General features: G+C 60.9%; 9 protein-coding genes. 8 read left to right on the top strand and 1 reads right to left on the bottom strand.

Annotated features, from left to right (window positions below; translation table 11 throughout):
• Window positions 1-406: 406 nt before the first annotated feature.
• The gene (locus tag HYZ49_14540; protein ID MBI3243498.1) at window positions 407-1,408 is read left to right on the top strand and encodes a glucosyl-3-phosphoglycerate synthase; all 1,002 of its coding nucleotides are present in this window, start codon (window positions 407-409) and stop codon (window positions 1,406-1,408) included.
• Entirely contained in the window at window positions 1,405-3,171 is a 1,767-nt protein-coding gene (locus tag HYZ49_14535) for a hypothetical protein (GenBank protein MBI3243497.1), read from the top strand. Before HYZ49_14540 ends, HYZ49_14535 begins: the two co-directional genes overlap by 4 nt.
• Window positions 3,172-3,211: 40 nt before the next feature.
• On the opposite strand, the gene HYZ49_14530 is transcribed toward HYZ49_14535, so the two are convergent.
• Window positions 3,212-5,197, bottom strand: coding sequence for an RtcB family protein (locus tag HYZ49_14530; protein MBI3243496.1), 1,986 nt, complete (start codon window positions 5,195-5,197; stop codon window positions 3,212-3,214).
• A 26-nt stretch (window positions 5,198-5,223) separates the two neighbouring features.
• Here HYZ49_14530 and HYZ49_14525 point away from each other — a divergent pair, with 26 nt between their 5' ends.
• The 6 genes from HYZ49_14525 (at window position 5,224) to HYZ49_14500 (ending at window position 21,483) form a co-directional block, all read left to right on the top strand.
• Window positions 5,224-6,369: a thiolase domain-containing protein gene (locus HYZ49_14525; GenBank protein ID MBI3243495.1), complete on the top strand. Its 1,146-nt coding sequence runs from the start codon at window positions 5,224-5,226 to the stop codon at window positions 6,367-6,369.
• A gap of 78 nt (window positions 6,370-6,447) precedes the next feature.
• Window positions 6,448-8,295: a hypothetical protein gene (locus HYZ49_14520; GenBank protein ID MBI3243494.1), complete on the top strand. Its 1,848-nt coding sequence runs from the start codon at window positions 6,448-6,450 to the stop codon at window positions 8,293-8,295.
• 6 nt (window positions 8,296-8,301) lie between these two features.
• Window positions 8,302-9,075: a thioesterase gene (locus tag HYZ49_14515; GenBank protein ID MBI3243493.1), complete on the top strand. Its 774-nt coding sequence runs from the start codon at window positions 8,302-8,304 to the stop codon at window positions 9,073-9,075.
• Window positions 9,075-9,827 carry a 4'-phosphopantetheinyl transferase superfamily protein gene (locus tag HYZ49_14510; protein MBI3243492.1) on the top strand — a complete coding sequence of 251 codons (753 nt, stop codon included), beginning with the start codon at window positions 9,075-9,077 and terminating at the stop codon, window positions 9,825-9,827. The genes HYZ49_14515 and HYZ49_14510 overlap by 1 nt, the downstream gene beginning before the upstream one ends.
• A gap of 170 nt (window positions 9,828-9,997) precedes the next feature.
• Window positions 9,998-15,007 (top strand): SDR family NAD(P)-dependent oxidoreductase, encoded by a 5,010-nt coding sequence (locus HYZ49_14505; GenBank protein MBI3243491.1) that lies wholly within the window; start codon window positions 9,998-10,000, stop codon window positions 15,005-15,007.
• On the top strand, window positions 15,004-21,483 hold the full coding sequence (locus tag HYZ49_14500) for an SDR family NAD(P)-dependent oxidoreductase (GenBank protein MBI3243490.1): 6,480 nt from the start codon (window positions 15,004-15,006) through the stop codon (window positions 21,481-21,483). The genes HYZ49_14505 and HYZ49_14500 overlap by 4 nt, the downstream gene beginning before the upstream one ends.
• Window positions 21,484-21,513 lie beyond the last annotated feature (30 nt).

Here is a 21,513-nt window from a genome sequence, read left to right as displayed (position 1 = left end):
CGGGCCGTTCCCCAAAGAGCCGGGCCGGGTGCTAATGCCGGTGCGCGGCGGGCCGCACGCCGAACTGGCGCTACGAGTAGGTTTAAGTTTGCGCCCTCGACAACTCACCGCGCTTCACCTGACCCTGCAGGATCAGGCCGCGACCGACGCGCCCTTTCGCGGCCTGGAGCAGGTGTTGAAGCGTTTGCCCGAGGTGCAAACAGAGTCGGCGCCCACCGCCGACCCGGCCGGGATAATTTTGGGGCGGGCCGGGGCGTTTGATCTGGTGGTGATAGGGGCGACGGCTCAACCGTTGCTGAGCAACGCCTCGCTCGGCCCGGTGGCCGACCGGGTTTTGCAAGAGTCGCCGGCGGCGGTGATGGCGGTGAAGACCCGCCGCCCGATGCCGCCCACGCCGCTTGACGAGATGGCCGGGACGCAGGCGATTTCGATTCTGGTGGACAAGTGGTTTGCCGAGAACACGTTTCACGCCGGCGAGTTCGCCGACCTGAGGCGCTTGCTGGCCCTCAAAGAGAAGCAGAGCCTTAAGATCAGCCTGGCTCTGCCCGCCTTGAATGAGGAAGCCACCGTGGGCCGGGTGATCGAAACAGTAAAGCGGGCTTTGATGGACGAAACGCCTTTGCTGGACGAGATCGTGTTGATCGATTCAAATTCCACCGACCGGACGCGGGAGATTGCCAAATCGCTTGGCGTGCCCGTTTACATTCATCAACAGATTTTGCCCGAGCTGGACGCGCGGCGAGGCAAGGGCGAGGCTTTGTGGAAGAGTCTGCTTGTGACTGAGGGCGATATTATTGCCTGGGTTGACACCGACATCGTCAACATCCATCCGCGTTTTGTCTATGGCATCATCGGGCCGCTTCTGCTCAACCCGCTCATCCAATTCGTCAAAGGCTTCTATCGCCGCCCGCTCAAAGTGGGAGACAAGACTCAGGCCGGGGGCGGGGGGCGGGTGACCGAGTTGACGGCCCGGCCCTTGCTCAATCTGTTTTATCCCGAACTGTCGGGCGTGATCCAGCCGCTGTCCGGCGAATATGCCGGCCGCCGCTCGGCGCTGGAGCAGTTCTCGTTTTTCTCCGGCTACGGCGTGGAGACCGGGTTGTTGATTGACGTGTTTGAGAAATACGGGCTGGGGGCGATTGCCCAGGTGGACTTGCTGGAGCGCATCCACCACAACCAGCCGCTGGAGGCGTTGAGCAAGATGTCGTTTGCGATCCTGCAGGCCGTGATTCGCAAGCTGGAGCGGCGTTACAACCGCGCGATTTTGGACGACGTGAACAAATCCATGAAGTTGATTCGTCATCAGTCTGGCAACTACTTTTTAGACGTAGAAGAGATCGTAGAGCGCGACCGCCCGCCGATGATCGGAATGCCGGAGTACGCGGCGCGGAGGAAAGACCGGCCATGACATTGCCTTTTCTTGAACTCCTCAAGAATCGAATCAACTTGCGCCAGATCCCATTTAGCGAGCGCGGCTCACGGCTCATGGTCTTTCACGCCGATCATCATCTCGCCGTGCGGCTGGCCGAGCGCTGGTTCAAACGCGAAGGCCAGCTCTCGGCCTATCGCAATCGTCCGCCCATCGTGGACGAATGGCGCTTCACCGACGGTGAAGGCCGGGCGCTCGACTTTGAACTGACCACTTATCCTCATCGTATTGATTGCCAGACTGCCCTCGGCGCTTTCACCATTTGCTTTGTGGATGCCGAGACTTTACTGATCGTTCTGCCGCCCGCCGTCTGCGGCCTGACCTTCCGCGCCAACCTGGATCGCGCCCAAACCGACCGGCGTGGCGGCGTTCTGCGCCTCACCGGCGACATCCGCCGCAACATTGCTTACACTACCAATGCCCGTTTGTTGAAGAACGAGACGACCGCCGTTGACGGCGGGAGCCAGTTGATTCGTTTATCGTTTGACGCTTCACCGGGTGGCCGGTCACTGCTCGTCAACATCACCCCGCGTCTCGGCTTCAACCGGTGGATACCTGAGCCGGCGGTTGCCCTGGAGTCGGCGGCCAAACGCTGGCACGAGTGGTTTGCCGCCGCGCCCGAAGTGGCCGGGCCGTATCGCGCCCAATATTATTACGCCTGGTGGATCATGCGCGCCGGGCTGATCTCCACCCGCTTTTACACCACCCGCGAGGCGATGACGCCGTCCAAGATTCACTACGTGGGCGTGTGGCAGTGGGATGCATATTTCCACGCCCTGGCCTATCGCCACGTTGACCTGAAGCTGGCGAAGGATCAGATTCGCATCGTGCTCGATCATCAGCGGGAAGACGGCATGATCCCGGACGCGGTTCACGACGAAGGCACGGTGACGCGCCTGACGTTCCCGGTGGAGGCCGACGTGACCAAACCACCGTTGGTGGCCTGGGCGGCCTGGAAGTTGTTTGAAGCCGACGGCGACCGCGAGTTTCTCGACGAGATTTACGAGCCGATTGTGCGCTGGAACAACTGGTGGTTTGAGAAGAACGACCTGGACGGCAACGGCCTGTGCGAATATCAGCATCCGTTTTCGTCCGGCCTCGACGACAGCCCGCTGTGGGACGAGGGCATGCCAGTGGAAGCGCCCGACCTGAACACTTATTTGTGTTTGCAACAGGAGTCGTTGGCGAAGATGGCAACCATCATCGGCGAAAAAGCCGACGCTGAGATGTGGGCCGGGCGGGCCGAGGCGCTGGCCCAGCGGATAATTCGCTCGATGTGGGATGAAGAGGCCGGGTTGTTCTGGGCCAGGAAGGGGGGAGCGCCGATTCGCGTCCGCACCCCGTTCAACCTCTTCCCGCTCATCACCGGGCGCATGCCGTCCGAGATCGCAACCCGCCTCGTCGGCCACCTCACCGACAAGAATCAGTTCTGGCCGCAGTTTCCCGTGCCGACAGTAGCACTCGACGATCCTAAATTCGATCCTTTACAAATGTGGCGCGGGCCGACGTGGGTGAATGTCAACTATTTGCTGATGGAGGGTCTGGAGCGGGCGGGTTACGACGACCTGGCCCGCGAACTTCGGCGCCGCACTCTGGCCATGATGCTGGCCGGAGACGATGTCTACGAATATTACAACCCCAACACCGGCGAAGCCCCGCCCAAAGCCGCTTCGATCTTCGGCTGGTCGTCGGCGTTGTTTATTGAAATGGCGATCAGCGAATCGAAGTTGTTGAATATGTAGAGCGAGTTGCCCGCTTCGCGTCGCTCTACATTGTGCTTGGCTAAATGTCTCCCGGTTCGTCGGCCATGCGCACCAGCCTGGGGGTGAACTTGCCAATGATGTCCACCAGATCGCTTTGGGCGGCGATGATCGACTCGATGGGCTTGTAGGCCTGCGGCGCTTCGTCCAGCCCGCCGCCGAGCAGGGTAACGCCGCGTTCGCGCAAATAAGCATCGCGGGCAGTCTTGGTGATGCTGTGGATGGCGGCCTTGCGGCTCATCTGCCGCCCTGCGCCGTGCGAGGCCGAACTTAAAGAGTCGGCTACCCCTTTGCCCCGAACCACGTAACCGGCGTCGCCCATCGAACCCGGAATCACGCCCAGCACGCCCGGCCCGGCCGGAGTCGCGCCCTTGCGATGGACAATCACTTCGCTTCCGTCCGGAGATTTTTCTCGCCAGGCAAAGTTATGATGGTTCTCGACGACGACGAGTTCCTTGAGGCCGGCGGCGGCGGCCACCCGATGATGAATGACGTAATGGTTGGCCGAGGCGAACTTGCCGGCCAACTCCATCGAGAGCCAATACTCTTGCCCTTCTTCCGAGTCGAGTGAGAGCCACGAGAGGTGGCGGGCGCTCTTGTCGAGCGTTGGATGTTTCTCCATCGCCAGCTTCGAGTAGAAGTCGGCAATCTTGAAGCCGACGGAGCGCGAGCCGCTGTGCGAGAGCAAAGCCAGATACTCGCCCGCCTTCAATTCCAACTCCGGCGAATCCTGCTTGAGGGTGAACGTGCCCCACTCGACAAAGTGGTTGCCGGTTCCGCTCGTGCCAAGTTGTCGGTGAGCATTGTCTTGCAGTGAGCGAAGCAGGCGGGTCGCGTTCCAGGCCGGGTCGTCGAGCACGGCGTGCTCGGCGCGGCGGTTGCCCTTCCATTCTGCGCCCATGCCGAACTGTGTTTGCTCCAGCAGTGACTTCTCGAACTGGCCCGGCTTCTGGCCGATGAGGTGGGGTGAGACAGAATATATAGACAGGCGCATTCGGCAGTTATGAACAAATACTCCTGCTGAAAGCGCGAAGTTGTGATGTTGAGGAACGACGAGGCAGTAAACATCTTGACGCGCTTCTACACGTTGCACGGATATAACTTTGTGATTGGAGAGTTTGCCGGTGATCCCAGCCATCCAATGTGCACGATGCCATCGGCCAGAGTAGTTTTGCTGGATTCGGACGTAGCCCTCGTTATCCCGTTGAGAATAAAAGGGCATAAGCGATTGCCCTGCCCCAAGCTCAGAAGCCTTTTGATAGGCGCCGTCTCGCAACATAAATTCGTGCTCAGGCGTGCAAAGGATTTTTTCACCGTTGTCAATCGTCACTTCAACAAGTTCGGCGTTCTCTTGGGTCTTAATCGCGGTTGCCAGGGCTATAACAATTTTGCCATCCGGCTTGCAGGCATACACGTAAAACGGTTCCGTTCTCTTGGCGAGATCAGCCAAAGTGTAATCCTTCCCATCCAATAGAGGAACTTTCGTATCTCCGACGAAGCACGCAATGTCCACGCCCACGGCGTAAGGGATGACGGTGTTTTGGGTGGCGAGGACGCCGCCGATGGGCAGGCCGTAACCCACGTGGGCATCCGGCATCAACGCCCCGGCGGCGCTGATCGGCAGGCGCATGGCCGAGTCCATCTGGCGCAAGGCTTCGCCGTCAATGTGTTCTTCGCCCCAGACTCGGTATTGAAGCGGGAGCGAACGCAGAGTATCATCCTGCTTTGAGGCTTCACGCTGCGCCAGCCGCAAACATTCGCGGGCCAGGTCGGCCAGGAGCGGGTCGGCCAAAAAGTTGCCGGGGTTCTGGCGAACCGAGTCGAGGCGGGCCAGGATCGCGTCCCGGTCGCCGAAGGTGTCGGCTTCCAATTGTTCGGCAACGGCTTTAGCCAGGCCGATGATCTTGCCGTCGGGCCAGCCGTTGAGTTTGAGAATCTTTCCCGAAATCATACCAACGATTATACGCCATTGATTCCAACTATGAGATAATTTTCGGCCACAAAGCATTCAACTGAGGAACGAGTCAAATGTCCATTCGTCCGGTGAGCATTGTTGGGATCGGTCAGGTTGAGGTTGTCAAAGCCAGCCCGCAGAGTTTGCGCGAGTTGGGCGCGCTGGCGGCGCGCAAGGCTATGGAAGACGCCGGGGTGGAGCGGGTGGACGCCCTGTTCGCCGGCAACATGTTGAGCGACGAGCTTCAGGGACAAAAGCACGTGGCGGCCCTGATTGCCGATCAGGCTGGACTGCACGGCATTGAGGCGTTGGAGGTGAAAGCGGCCACGGCCACCGGGGCCGCCGCCTTGCGCATGGCTTACTTTGCCGTAGCCAGCGGCGAGGCTAGTTTGGCCATTGCCGTCGGCGTGGAGAAGATGAGCGAGGGCGTGGCGACACCGGCATTAGCCAAAGCCCTCGACGCCGAAAAAGAATTGCCGGGCGGCGCGACCCTCATCAGCCGCAACGCCGAGTTGATGCGGATGTATCTTGACCGCTACAAAGCGCCGGAAGACGCCTTTGCCAATTTCTCCGTCAACGCCCATCGCAACGCCCGCACCAACCCCAATGCCCTCTTTCGCGACAAGCGCATCACAGCGCGTGAGGTGATGGCCTCACGCCTCATCAGCCCGCCGATCCGCCTGCTCGATTGCGCGCCGATTTGCGACGGGGCGGCGGCGGTGGTGCTGGCCCCTCAAGCCGAGGCGCGGGCTTACTCGGATCATCCGGTTCACATCCTGGCCTCCAGCGTCGCCACCGATCGTTTCCGCGTTTTCGACCGCCGCGATCCCTTGTGGCTTGAGGCGGCTTATACCTCGGCCCAGGCCGCCTTCCGGCGGGCCAACATCCACCGCAACGACGTGGACTTGTTTGAAGCCCACGACGCCTTCAGCATCATGACCTGCCTGCTGTTGGAAGCGACAGGTTACGCCAAACAAGGGCAGGGGTGGCGGCTGGCCGCTGAGGATCAGATCAAGTTGCGCGGGCGGATTCCAATTGCCACAATGGGCGGCCTCAAAGCGCGCGGCCATCCCATTGGCGCAACCGCTCTCTATCAAACTTGTGAGATTGTTTTGCAACTTACAGGACGGGCTGGAAAGAATCAAGTGCCGGGTGCCCAAATCGCCATGCTTCAAAGTGTGGGTGGAGCGGCCACCACCGTCCTCACCCATTTGTTTGGGATGTAAGAAAGAGCCTCTATTTCCAGAGTTCAACTTATCAGGTATCCTTTGCTCACTTTGGAGAAAGGCAAGCTGACCTAAAACATGAGCGGAGTTTTCGGAATTGTTGATCCTGAAAGAAGAATTGAAGCCGGCCTGCTGGCAAAGAAAATGGCCGCCAGCATGTCGCACCGCGACTGGTATGTGAATGATATTTGGGCGGACGAAACGCGCAACCTGGCCCTGGGCCGGCTCGGCATTGGCATCTTCAACAAAGCGCCCCAGCCAATCTGGAACTCAGACCGAACGATTGCGCTGGTGATGGCCGGCGAGATTTACAAAGTGAGAGGCCGGGACGTGAACGACGGCCAGCCACCTGAACAAACGGCGCTAACACTTTACGAAGAGTCGGGCCACGACTTCGCCAAACATCTCAACGGCGCTTTCGTCATCGCCATCTGGGACAAGGGCCGAAACCGGGTGGTGATCGCCAATGATCGATTTGGTCTTTATACCCTGTTTTACACCCATCACGCCGGACGGCTGATCTTTGCCCCCGAAGTCAAAGGTATCCTGTGCGACGCAGCGTTCCCCAGGAAGCCGGACATGACGGCGCTGGCGCAATACATGCGCTTCCAGCACTTGCTGGGTGAGCGCACCTTCTTTGAAGACATTCACTTTCTGCCCAACGCCTCAACGCTGGTTTACGATCTGAACTCAGCGACTTGTGCCATTACGCCCTACTGGACTTTCAAGGATATTCCTCACCGCCCCAACATTGAATTCGGCGAAGCCGCCGAGGAGGTGGGCCGCCTGATGCGCCGCGCCGTCCGCCGCCTCTCCGGCGATCACTATCGCCCCGGCGTCTATTTGAGTGGCGGCCTGGACTCGCGCACCATCCTCGGCATGATTGACCGCCGGCCAGTGGCCTCGATGACCTTCGGAGTCAAAAACTGCCGCGATGTTGTCTACGGTCGCCAGATCGCCGAGGCCGTTGGCAGTGACCACCATTGGACAGAGTTGAAGGATGGAAACTGGATCAAAGACAACGTGGATTTTCACCTGGAGCTAACCGAAGGCTTCCACAGTTGGATTCACGCCCACGGCCTTAGCTCCCTGCCTCTGGCCCGCCAGGTCATGGATTTGAATCTCACCGGCTGGGACGGCGGCACGGTGATGGGCCACGATGATTCCATTGAGCCGCTTCAGACTCAGGCGGTTGACGATCTGGCGCTGACCACCCGGCTGTTTTATCTCTTCAACCAAAAATACACCTGGCCGTCGCTGACCGAAGCCGAAGAGCAGGGCCTTTACACTGAAGCGGCCTGGAAACAAATGAAAGGCCTGGCCTTCGATTCGTTTCGGGCAGAACTCGCTCACTACCTTGATCACCGCCCGGACGTGCGCGGCGAATATTTCTACATCCGGAATCACTGTGACCGCCTGACCCGCAACATGGTCACCTTTGCCCGTTCGCACATCGAAACCCGCTTTCCGTTTTTTGATTACGATCTGTTTGAGTTTCTATACTCCATCCCGGCAACAGTGCGCGGCCACAAGAAGCTGTACCGGGCACTGATCCAGCGTGAGACGCCCAACCTGGCCTACATTCCCTACGATCACGATGAGTTTCTCCCCACCACCCGCGCCCTCATCCGGGAGACGCACGCCGTAGCCGTCAAACTTAAGCGCCGGTTCAACCGCCACGTGCGCCCGATGTTTACCGAGCACCCCACGCTTTACGCCGATTACGAAAACTACCTGCGCACCGACCTCCGCGACTGGGCCGAATCGATCCTCTACGATCCGCGCCTGGCTGAGCGCGGCTTGTTTAGGCCGGAGTTGGCGCGCTCGCTTATGAACCGCCACCTCTCCGGCCAGGAGGAGTGGACGATTGGCAAGATCGCCCCGATCATCACTTACGAAATGATGCTCAGACGGTTGTATGATTAGGGCCGGATGACGACCCAATCTGCTTCCAGTTTGTGGCTTGCCCGACCGACTCCTAAACCTCAGGCCCGCTTGCGCCTGTTCTGCTTCCCGTTTGCCGGCGGCGGGGTGGCCGTGTTTCGCGGCTGGGCGCAAGCTCTGCCGCCCGATGTCGAAGCCTGCTATGTTCAATTGCCGGGCCGCGACAGCCGCCTGCGCGAACCGCTTCACAACCGGCTTCTATCATTGGTTGACGTTCTGGCCGAGGCCATGCTTCCATATTTAGATAAGCCTTTCGCATTCTTCGGCCACAGCCTGGGCGCGCTACTCTCTTTTGAACTGGCTCGCGTCCTGCGAAAACGCCGGGGGCTGAACCCGGCCCATTTGTTTGTGTCGGCCCGCCGCGCGCCCCAACTGCCCGACCCGCTCCCGCCGATCCACCCATTGCCCGAAGCAGAATTCATTGCCGCCCTTCGCCAGCGTTACGACGGCCTTTCTCTGGCGTTCCTGCAGGAGCCGGAGCTGGTGCAAATCTTTTTGCCCGTCTTGCGCGCCGACCTGGCGATGGTCGAAACGTACAATTGTCAGCCAGACGATCCTCTGGCTTGCCCCATCTCGGCCTTTGGCGGTTTGAAAGACGGCACGGTGAAGCAGGAGGCACTGGCGGCCTGGCGCGCTCAAACGCAAAATGTGTTTGCAATGGAGATGTTTCCCGGCAACCATTTCTTTTTGCAAAACGATCAGGCGCTTCTCCTAAAGAGTCTGTCGCGCCAACTTGAGCAAACTCTGACTCATCTGACCTGATGACGATTGACGATGCCTGGCCCTCGCCGCCGGCCAGCCCGGCGCTGAGGGGCAACGACGTTCACCTGTGGCGGGCTGATCTGAATCAGCCGAGCCGGGTCCTTTCGCAACTGGCCCAAACGTTGAGCGCCGACGAGCACCAGCGGGCCGAACGCTTTCACTTCGACGTTCATCGCCATCATTTCATTGTTGGGCGCGGGTTTCTCAGAACGGTGCTCGCCAGTTATTTGGGCATTGAACCTGATCAGGTGCAGTTCAACTACGGGCCGCAGGGCAAGCCCGGCCTGCAAAACAGTGGCGGCTTCCCCGGCCTCCAATTCAATCTGGCGCATTCCCACGAACTCGCCGTGCTGGCCGTGACTCAGGATCGAGAGATCGGCGTTGATGTCGAATACATCCGCCCGGTGCTCGACATGGAACAGGTGGCGGCCCGGAATTTTTCGCCGCGCGAAAACGTCATTCTCAATTCTTTGCCGGTGAGCGAACGGCAACCGGCTTTCTTCACCTGCTGGACTCGCAAGGAGGCTTACATCAAAGCGATTGGCGAAGGACTCTCGCGGCCCCTGGATCAGTTTGACGTGTCGTTGACTCCGGGGGAAGCCGCCAACTTGTTGTGGGTGGCCGGTCGCCCCGAAGAAGCGTTACGCTGGTCGCTTTGTGAGTTGGATGTTGGGGCGGGCTACGTGGCCGCGCTGGCCGTTGAGGGACAGGACTTGAGTATCACGAAGTGGCAATGGCAATCCTTCAAATAAAGAGACCCTGGGATGCAAAAGAAACCTTGACGAGATATTGACCAATCTTTGTCACAGACATCTTAACTTATAAGCCGGATACTCCTAATCCAAATAACTAGCCATAAGCTTCTTCACAGAGGTGAAAAAACCCGCGAAGAAGTTTTTCTATTCTTTCTTTAGCGATGACCATGAGTCTGCCCTCCACCTCAGATGAAAGCCGGACACAAGCTGTTGAGCCAATCGCCATCATCGGCATCGGTTGCCGCTTCCCCGGCGGCGTGAACAGCCCGGAGAGTTTTTGGAATGCGCTGGTGAACGGCCTCGACGCGATCGCCGAAATTCCAGCCAGCCGGTTTGATGTAGACGCATTTTACGACTCCAAACCGGCCACGCCCGGCAAGATGATGACTCGCTGGGGCGGCTTCCTCGACGACATTGACAAGTTCGACGCCCTCTTCTTCGGCATCTCACCGCGTGAAGCCGATCGCATGGATCCGCAACAACGCCTGCTGTTGGAGACGGCTTGGGAGGCATTGGAAGATGCCGGGCAAGCGCCGGATAAACTGGTTGGCAGTCAGACCGGAGTCTTCGTCGGCTTGTGGCTCAACGATTACGAAGCGCGGATGTTCAACGACCCGGCGCTAGTGGACTTCTACATGACCACCGGCAGTGGCCGTTACTCGGCCTCGGGCCGGCTCTCTTACGCCTTCGGTTTTCAAGGCCCCAGCTTTACGCTCGACTGTGCTTGCGCCTCATCGCTCGTCGCCGTTCACCTTGCCTGCCAGAGCCTGCGAACCGGCGAATGCTCGCTGGCCCTCGCCGGCGGCGCAAACGTCATTCTCCAGCCGCACATCACCATCGCCTACTCACAATCCAAAATGATGGCCCCCGATGGCCGTTGCAAGTTCGGCGACGCGCGCGCTGATGGCTACGTTCGCAGTGAGGGCGCGGGCGTGGTCGCCCTCAAGCGCCTCTCGCAAGCCATCGCCGACGGCGATCCGATCTACGCCGTCATTCGCGGCAGCGCCGTCAATAATGATGGCCGCACCAGCGGCTTTCTGGCGACGCCCGGCCAGGAAGGCCAGGAAGAAATGCTGGTCAAGGCTTATCGCCACGCTGGTGTTGACCCAAGCCGGGTTCACTACCTCGAAGCGCACGGCACTGGCACAGCCGCCGGCGACCCTGTCGAACTTGGCGCGCTGGGTGCGGTGCTTGGCAAAGGTCGTTCTCCCGATCAGCCCTGCATCGTCGGCTCGGTGAAGACCAACTTCGGCCACACGGAGGGCGCGGCGGGCGTGGCCGGCCTGATCAAAGTTGCTCTGTCACTCAAACACAAACAGCTTCCGGCGACGCTTCACCTGCAAACGCCCAATCCCAACATTGCCTGGGACGACTTGAAGCTCACTGTGAAGCCGACGCTGACACCCTGGCCTGCCGACTCCGGCCCGCCCACTGCTGGTGTGAGTTCCTTTGGGATTGCGGGGACAAACGCGCACGTCGTTCTGCAAGAAGCGTCTGAGACACCAAGTGTCTTGCGAAGCACCCCGAAGCGAAGCGGAGAGGGCGGGACACTTGGTGTCTCGGAAGATGGAGTGTATTTGTTGCCGCTCTCGGCCCACACACCCGAAGCCTTGCAAGCCCTGGCTCGCGCCTACCGCGACTTACTGTTCACTGATAACTGTTCACTCCACGACATCTGTTACACCGCCAGCGTCCGCCGCGCGCATCACGAACATCGTCTGGCCGTTGTTGGCCGCTCAGGAGATGAACTTGTCCGCCAACTGGATGCTTTCTTGAACGACCAGCCATCTGCCGGCCTGTCTGCTGGCCGCAAGAGCGCCGAGCGGCAACCCGGCGTTGTCTTTGTGTTTCCGGGTCAGGGGTCGCAGTGGTTCGGCATGGGGCGCGGACTGCTGACGAGCGAGCCGGTCTTTCGTGAAACGCTGGAACGTTGCGACCAGGCCTTTCGCCCGTTTGTAGACTGGTCGTTGCTCGAACAGTTGACGGCCAACCCGGAGCAATCACGTTTGAACGAGATTGACGTCATTCAGCCGGCGTTGTTCGCTATCGAAGTGGCGCTGGCCGCGCTCTGGCGGTCGTGGGGAATCGAGCCGGACGCAGTGGTGGGCCACAGCATGGGCGAAGTCGCCGCCGCCCACGTGGCCGGCGCTCTCACCTTAGAAGACGCGGCGCGTGTCATCTGCCAACGGAGCAAATTGCTCAAGCGGGTGGCCGGGCAAGGCGCAATGGCCGTGGTCGGGTTGTCGCTGGTTCAGGCGCAAGAAGCCGTGCTCGGTTACGAAGATAAACTCTCGATTGCGGTCAGCAACAGTCCCAAATCTACGGTGCTCTCCGGCGACCCGGCGGCGCTCGAAGCAGTGCTGGGCGCTCTCCGCGCCGGCAACGTCTTTTGCCGCCCGGTGAAGGTGGACGTGGCCTCACACAGCCCGCAAATGGAGTCCCTGCGCGCCGACTTGCTGGCCGCGCTGGACGGCCTGCAACCGCGAGCCGCCTCAACACCGATTGACTCGACGGTGATTGACGCCACCACCGACGGCTCAACCTTCGACGCGAACTACTGGGCGAAAAATTTGCGCCAGCCGGTGCTGTTCTCGAACGCCGTTCAACGCCTGGCGAAAGCGGGCCACACCGTCTTCATTGAAATGAGTCCCCATCCGATTCTTCTGCCGTCGGTGGACGAAACACTGCATCATCTCAACCAGACCGGCCACACCGTGCCGTCTCTGCAACGCGAGGCCGACGAAAGCGCGGCCATGCTCGGCGCGCTTGGCGTGATGTACACGCTGGGCTACATGCCCGACTGGCGCAAACGCTTCCCGAACGGCGGGCGGCACGTTCGTTTGCCGGCCTATCCCTGGCAACGACGGCATTTCTGGTTGGAGGCCGGAGCGGCCACTTCAACCACTCGCCCGGCCTGGGCGTTGGCTGGCGCTGGCGATCCTCTCCTCGGCCACCGCCTGCCAGGCCTGGCCCACCTGCCCGGCAGCCACTTCTGGCAGAACAAGCTCGACGGGCGCTTTCGCAAATATTTGCGCGCCCATCAACTTGAAGTCACGGCTTCGAGCCTTTATGTTGAGATGGCTCTCACAGCGGCCAAGACAGTGTTTGAGGGACGAGTATGTACCGTCAAGCAAGTTGTGATTCATCAGCCCTTGCCTGAAGACGGCGAATCGGAATCTCAAATGATCCTGACTCGCGATGATGACAATGCCGCCTCGTTCCAGATTTTTAGCCGGGTCGGGGAAGCCGACTCTTGGAAGTGTTGCGTCAGCGGCAACATCGGCGTTTGGCCGTTTGAAGCCGACTGGCTTTACGACCTGACCTGGCAGGCCAAACCGCGTGCTTCAATGCAGAAGCGCGTTGACGCTCCAGGCCGCTGGCTGATTTTGGCAGATGAGGGCGGGCTGGGCGCGGCGCTGGCGAAACTGTTGGAGGCAAAAGGCGAGACTTGCGCCCTGGCGCTTGCCGATGAAACAAATATCGAAGACTTATTGACCAAGCCACATCGAGGCGTCATTTACTTAAGAGGGCTGGAGGCCACGCTGGACTCAGTCACCGCAAGTTGTGAAAGCGCCCTGCGTTTGATGCAGGCCTTGCCGCGAAATGAAGGGGCGAGGCCGCGCCTGTGGCTGGTGACGCGCGGCGCTCAACCCGTGAAGCCCGAATCTTTGGCGCTCGCGCAAGCGCCACTGTGGGGTCTTGGGCGGGTGATGGCGCTGGAGCATCCAGAGTCCTGGGGCGGCCTCGTTGATTTGCCATCCGTGACGACAACCGCCGAAGATGCTGTCACCCTGCTCGACGAAATTTGGGAATCGGATGGCGAGGATCAGATCGCCTTCCGCGATGGCGAACGTTACGTAGCCCGACTGGAACGGAGCCGCGAGAAGCCGGTAGAGGCGCGCCCACTGACTCTTCGGCCTGACGCCACCTACTTGATCAGCGGCGGCCTGGGCGGTGTTGGTTTGCAGGTCGCCCGCTGGCTGGCCGTCAACGGCGCGCAACACCTCCTGCTCACTGGCCGAACCGGATTGCCTGAGCGCAGTGAGTGGAAGACCGTTTCGCCGGACAGCAAATTTGGCAAACAAATTGCGGCGGTGCAAGCTCTCGAAGAACAGGGCGCAACGGTGACGGTTGCCAAAGCCGACGTTGCCGACTTGGCGCAGATGACCGAGTTGTTCCGGCGCACAACGCCGCCGGTGCGCGGCGTTATTCATGCCGCCGGCCTGACGACCAATAAACCGCTGAAAGAATTGGATGCCGACTCCTTTCAGGCCATCCTTCACCCTAAAGTGTCGGGAGCCTGGGCTTTGCATCAACTGACTCAAAAGATGGCGCTGGATTTCTTCGTCATGTTCTCGTCCGGCGCATCGGTTTGGGGTTCGCAGGGTCTGGCTCATTACGCCGCCGCCAATCATTTCCTCGACGCCCTGGCTCATCATCGTCGCGCCTCAGGCTTGCCCGCCCTTGCCGTCAACTGGGGCTGGTGGGCGGGTGACGGCCTGGCAACCGATGATCTGGCCCGCCTCTTCACTCAGGTTGGCCTGAGCGCCATGCCGCCGGAAAAAGCGGCGGCGGCGATGGGCTACTTGTTGGAAACGGGCGCGACTCAACAAGTGGTAGCCGCCGTTGATTGGGGTATTTTCAGACCCGTCTACGAAGCCCGGCGCACCCGACCGCTACTTGAACATCCGGCCGCCCTCACAAAAACGATGACCGAGCCTTCTGCAAAAGCGCCTGATGGGTTTGCCCGGCGCTTACAGGAGGCCGCGCCGCACGAACGATCGGAGATTCTGTTTGGCTATGTGCGCGAACAGGTTGCCAGAGTTCTGGGCTTTACGACGCCTGAGTCGCTTGATGCGCGACAGGGCTTTTTCAAAATTGGCATGGATTCGATGATGGCGGTGCAGTTGCGAACCCGGCTCGAAGTTGCCCTGGGTTGCTCCCTGCCGCCGACGGTTGCCCTGGAATACCCGACGGTGGAGACCATGACCCACTATCTGGCCAAAGATGTGCTCAAGCTGGCCGCGCCCGAACCGGCCAAGCCTCGGCCTGAACTTGCCGCCGCGAGTGACGCGCAAGAAAAAGCAAAGCTGGACATGCTCTCCGAAGATGAATTGATCACCATGCTTGACGATGAGCTTGGCGCAATTGATGATCTGATAAAGGATGGCAGATGAGTAATCGCCCAGAGCCGATTGATTATCAGGCCCGTCTGAAAGAGGCGCTGGTGGCCCTGCAAAAGATGCGGGTCAAACTGGAATCCCTTGAGCGTTCACGCCATGAACCCATTGCCGTCATCGGCCTGGGGTGTCGCTTTCCCGGCAACGCCAATTCGCCGGAAGCGTTCTGGCAATTGATGGCCAACGGTGTGGACGCCGTCCGGGAAGTTCCGCCCGAACGCTGGGATGCTGAGGCCTATTACGACTCTGACCCGGACACGCCGGGGAAAATGGTCACCCGCTGGGGCGGGTTTTTAGAGGCGGCTGACCAGTTCGACGCCGCCTTCTTTGGCATTGCGCCGCGTGAAGCCCGGAAAATTGATCCACAACAACGGCTGTTGTTGGAAGTTGCCTGGGAGGCGCTGGAGCGCGCAGGCCAGCCGCCGGCCGGCTTGATGGGCAGTCGAACCGGAGTGTTTGTCGGCGTCAGTTACAACGACTATTTGCTTTTGCAGAATAACCCCGAAGACATTGACGCTTATCGTGTGACCGGCGCTTCACTCAACGCCGTCGCCGGTCGGCTTTCTTACATTTTTGGTTTGCACGGCCCCAGCTTGGCGGTGGACACCGCCTGCTCGTCGTCGTTGACGGCGGCGCATCTGGCCGTGCAGAGTTTGCGAAGCGGCGAGTCGGACATGGCGCTGGCCGGCGGCGTGAACCTGATCCTGACTCCGGACCTGACGATTGGCACGTCGAAGGCGAAGATGATGGCCGCCGATGGCCGTTGCAAGACGTTCGACGCCCGCGCCGACGGCATGGTTCGCAGTGAGGGCTGTGGCGTTGTCGTCCTCAAGCGCCTCTCGGACGCCCAGGCAAACGGCGATCCCATTCTGGCCGTCATTCGCGGCACTGCCGTCAACCAGGACGGCTTCAGCAGTGGCTTCACCGTGCCCAATAAGCTGGCCCAGGAGATGATGCTCCGGGCGGCGCTGGCGAACGCCCGAGTCGAGCCGGCCCAGGTGAGCTACGTGGAAGCGCACGGCACCGGCACACCGCTGGGCGACCCGATTGAAGTGCGGGCGCTGGCCGCCGTGCTGAGTCAGGGGCGGCCCAAAGAGTCGCCCTTCATGCTCGGCTCGGTCAAAACCAACATCGGCCACGCCGAGTCGGCGGCGGGGGTGGCCGGATTGATCAAGGTCGTGCTGGCTTTGCAAAACGAGGAACTGCCGCCTCACCTGCATTTGCAAAGCCTCAATCCCAACATCAACTGGAGCGCAGTTCCCGCCGTCATCCCCACCCAGCGCACGCCCTGGGCGGGCGGCGACCGGATCGCAGGCGTGAGTTCGTTCGGGGCCAGCGGCACCAACGCCCACGCCGTCGTGGCGGCGGCCCCGGCCTCCGATCCAACCCCGGCTGTCGAGCATTCATCTTATCTCCTCACGCTTTCAGCCAAGACCGACTCTGCCCTCAAGCAACTTGCCGAGCGATACGAGCATTACTTGACAAAGCCTTCGGCCTCGCTGGCCGACGTGTGTTTCACTGCCAGCGCCGGGCGCTCACATTTCAATCATCGTCTGGCCCTCACGGCGGAGTCGGTTGAGCAGGCGCGTGAGAAGTTGTCGGCCTTTCTCGCCGGGCAAACGACGGGCGGTCTGGTGAGCAGTGCTTTGCCGGGCCGGACTCAGCCAAAGGTGGCGTTCTTGTTCACCGGGCAAGGCTCGCAATATGCCGACATGGGCCGCAAGCTTTACGAGACCCAGCCCGTCTTCCGCGAGACGCTCGACAGGTGCGACGAATTGCTTCGGCCCCACCTCAATCAATCTCTCCTCTCTCTTCTCTATTCTCCTTCAGAGTTGCCTCTGCTCGATCAGACCGCTTACACCCAACCGGCCCTGTTCGCGATTGAATACTCTTTGGCGAAATTGTGGCAGTCGTGGGGCGTCCAGCCGTCGGCGGTGATGGGCCACAGTGTGGGCGAGTACGTGGCCGCCTGCGTGGCCGGCGTGTTTAGTTTGGAAGACGGTTTGAAACTGATCGCCGAGCGTGGCCGCCTGATGCAGGCCCTGCCTGCCGGCGGAAAGATGGCGGCCATTTTGGCCGACGAGGCCCGGGCGCGAGAGGCGGTTGCCCCGTATTCGAATCGTGTCGCCATCGCCGCCGTCAACGGCCCGCGCAACGTCGTGGTCTCCGGCGAGGGCGAAGCCGTTGAGGCCATCCTGCAAAAACTGGAAGCCGACGGCGTTAAGACACGCCGTCTCAACGTCTCCCACGCCTTTCACTCGCCGCTTATGGAACCGATGCTCGACGCCTTCGAGTCGGCGGCTCGTGAGGCGCAGTTCAACGCGCCGCGCCTGACGCTGTTCTCGAACGTCACCGGCCAGCCCTTCAAATCCGGCGAACTTCCGGACGCCGCTTACTGGCGGCGGCACGTGCGCGAGGCCGTGCGCTTCTCGTCGGCTATCGAAGCCATGGACGCGCAGGGCTTTGAATTGTTTTTGGAGCTTGGCCCCAGCCCGACCCTGATCGAAATGGGCCAGCAATGTTTGCCCGACGGCGCGGGCCTGTGGCTCTCTTCATTAAGAAAGAAGCGCGACGGCCGGTTGCAAATGCTCGAAAGTTTGGGCGGCCTCTACGCGCGCGGCGTGGACGCCGACTGGCCGGGTTTTTATCAGGGTGAGTCGCGCCGCCGCGTGATATTGCCCACCTACCCTTTCCAGCGCGAGCGTTACTGGCTCCCGGCTTCGGCACGGCGAACGACGGCGCCTTCTGCCAGCCGTTCCCTGCCCGGCCAGCGACTGCGCTCCGCCGGAAAAGAAATTGTCTTTGAGACGGCGCTCGGCGCTGACCAACCCGCCTTCTTGAATGATCACCGCATTTTTGGGACGGTGGTTCTGCCCGCTACCGTTTACGTGGAACTGGCGGCCTCTGCCGGGGCGGCGGCTCTTGACGCTAACGGTTTCACCGCCGTTTCTGTGGAAGGCCTGATCCTTCATGAAGCTCTGACTCTGCCGGACGAAGGCGCGCAGACCCTTCAAACGGTGATCACGCCTGAGTCGGCAGAACTGGCCTCGTTCAAAATTTTCAGCCTGACAGATGAAAAGACCGGGGCGTGGCGTCTTCATGCCAGCGGGCAGGTGCGGGCAACGCTTGCCAGCAACCCTGTTCCAGTTAAATTAGAAGAGGCGCGAGCGCGTTGCCGCGAAGCGATTTCTGCCGAAACACACTACCGGCAAATGCGTGAACGCGGGCTGGACTTCGGCTCTCGCTTTCGGGGCGTGAAGCAAATTTGGCGGCGCGAGGCTGAAGCCCTGGGCGAGATTCAATTGCCCGATACGTTATTGCCCGAAGCTGATGTCTATAAAATTCACCCGGCTCTGCTGGATGCTTGTTTGCAAGTGGCGGCCACGATCCTGCCCGACGGCGCAGAGACTTACCTGCCCATGGGCGTGGATCATTTTCAGCTTCACAGACGCCCTGAGGTTCACCTGTGGAGTCATGCCCGCCTGCGCCCTGCCGATGGCGCAAACACCCAGACCGTGACCGCCGACGTACAATTGCTTGATGAGGCCGGGAACGTCGTCGCCGAAATCAAAGGCTTCCATCTCAAACGCGCCAGCCGTGAAGCCCTGGGACGCGCGGGTGAGCGTAGCGAGCGCAACTACGACGACTGGCTGTACGAAGTCGAATGGCAACTCAAGCCGCTTGAGGCGCAAGGCAAACCGGACGGGCAAGGCAAGTGGCTCATCCTCGCCGACTCGCAAGGCGTGGGTGAAACACTGGCGAAGCGATTGGCGGAGTTGGGCGAGACTTGTGAGACCCTAAGGGTCTTGCGAAGCACCCCGGAGCGAAGCGAAGTGGGCGAGACCCTTAGGGTCTCAGACCAGTTGCTGAGTCAGCAAAACTGGCGCGGCATCGTTCACCTATGGAGTCTCGACGCCAACTCCGAAACCGCCGACCAGGATTTGGTTTGCGGCAGTGCGCTTCAGCTCGTGCAGGCCATCGCCAAAACGCAAGCCTCAACGCCGCCGCGCCTGTGGCTGGTCACTCGCGGGGCGCAGGCGGTGAACGACGAGCCGGTGGCAGTGGCGCAATCGTCACTGTGGGGCCTGGGCGGCGTGATTGCGCTGGAGCATCCCGAACTGCGTTGTGCGCGAGTCGATCTGAGTCCGGCGAGCGACGAAACCGAGTCGCTTCTGGCCGAGTTATGGTCGAATGAAACCGAGACTCAAATTGCGTTGCGCCGCGAGGGTCGCTACGTGGCCCGCCTGGCGCGAGCGACGAACGCAGAGAAGCGCCAACCCGTTCAATTACAAATTACCAACTACGGCACGCTGGACAACCTCACGCTTCAACCCGCCTCCCGCCGCGCGCCCGGCCCCGGCGAAGTTGAGATACAGGTGCATGCCACCGGCCTGAACTTCAAAGAAGTGTTGAACGTTCTCGGCATGATCGGCGAAGACGTGCCGCTTGGCAACGAGTGCGCGGGCACGGTGGTCGCAGTCGGCGAAGGCGTGAGCCGCTTCAACGTCGGCGACGAAGTGATTGCCCTCGCCCCGCACAGTTTCAGCACCTTCGCCATTGCGGACGCCGATCTCGTGATTCACAAACCGGCGGCGATGAGTTTTGTCGAGGCGGTCACCATTCCGATCACCTTCCTCACCGCTTACTACGGCCTGCATCATCTGGCGAAGATGAGGGCGGGCGACAAGGTGCTTATCCACGCGGCGGCAGGCGGGGTGGGGCTGGCGGCAGTGCAGTTGGCCCAACGCGCCGGGGCGGAAGTCTTCGCCACCGTTGGCAGCCCCGAAAAGCGCAAGCACCTCGAGTCGCTCGGCGTCGCACGCGAGCGCATCATGAACTCGCGCGCCCTCGACTTCGCCGACGAGATCAAAGCGGCCACGAACGGGCAGGGCGTGGACATCGTCCTCAACTCGCTGAGCGGCGACTTCATCGCCAAGAGTCTGTCATCGCTCGCGCCGAATGGCCGCTTCCTCGAAATTGGCAAGCGCGGCATTTGGAGCAAGGAGCAAATGACGCAAGCCAGGCCGGATGTGTTCTACGCCGCTTTCGACCTGACCGACACCATTCGCGCCGACCCGGCCTTCATTCAAACAATGCTTCAAGAATTGCTGGCCGCCTTCGCCGACGGCTCGCTCAAGCCACTGCCGCGCCGCGCCTTCCCGCTCGGCGACGCCGCCAGCGCCTTCCGCTACATGGCGCAAGCCAAACAGATCGGCAAGGTCGTCATCACCCAGCCTCATCCGGTAACGATTCGCGGCGATGCTTCTTACTTGATCACTGGCGGCCTCGGCGGACTTGGATTGCGCGTGGCGCGATGGCTGGCCGATCAGGGGGCGCAGAATCTGGTGCTGGCGGGCCGCCGCCAACCCGGTGAAGCCGCCTCTCGCGTGGTGAGCGAATTACAGGCAATGGGCGTCCACGTTCAGGTCGCGCAAGTTGACGTGGCGAAGGCCGATCAGATTCAAAAACTGCTCGCCGGTATCGAGCCGCCGTTGAAAGGCATCGTTCACGCCGCCGGCGCGCTCGACGACGGAATCCTGCAACAACAGAACTGGCAGAAGTTTACCAACGCAACCGCGCCCAAGATTGACGGCGCGTGGAACCTGCACACGCTCACTCAGCATTTGCCGCTCGACTTCTTTGTAATGTTCTCCTCGGCGGCGTCGCTGTTAGGCTCGCCGGGGCAGGGCAACTACGCCGCCGGCAACGCCTTCATGGACGCGCTGGCGCATTACCGCAAAGCGCAAGGCCTGCCCGCCCTCAGTATCAACTGGGGAGCGTGGAGCGAGGTCGGCATGGCGGCGGCGCTGGAGGGTCAGGATCAGCGGCGGTGGGCGGCGCAGGGCATGGGCGCAATGACGCCGGAGCAGGGCATGGCCGTTTTGGGGCAACTGCTCAGTACTGCTGAGTCGGCGCAAATCGGAGTCCTGCCTATCAACTGGACAACGTTGAGCCAGCGCGGCAACGTGTCGCCTCTGCTCTCAGACTTGATCGCTCAGGCGCAAGCCAAACAAACGCAACCGGCCAAAGACCAGTCCGAAATTTTGAGCCGCCTGGCCGAGATTTCACCGAACAAGAAGTTGTCGGTGTTGGCGGCGCACGTGCGTGAGCAGGCCATCAGAGTGCTGGGCCTGAATCCGTCGCAAGCCATTGACCCGCGCCAGCCGTTGAACGAGATGGGACTCGACTCGCTGATGGCTGTCGAACTGCGAAACGCGCTCGGCCAGTCGTTGGGCCGGACACTGCCCGCGACCCTCCTCTTCGATTACCCGACTCTTGAAACTTTGGCCGGGTACGTGTTCGACGACGTGCTGGCCTTGAAAGACGGTCGGGCCGAAGAGGAAGCTGAAGTGAAACAGGAAGCCGACCAACACGCGGCGGCGGTGGCCGAGTTGGAACAGCTTTCGGATGATGAAGCTGAAGCGTTGCTGTTGGCTGAACTGGCGAATTCAAAGACAAAGCAAGCACCCTGAGCGGAGGCCCGTCCTTCGACTTCGCTCAGG

The sequence above is a fragment of the Chloroflexota bacterium genome (assembly GCA_016197225.1).
Lineage (GTDB): Bacteria > Chloroflexota > Anaerolineae > Anaerolineales > VGOW01 > VGOW01.
The sequence above is the reverse complement of the archived record's forward strand: the minus strand, read 5'-3'. Positions and strand labels throughout refer to the sequence as shown.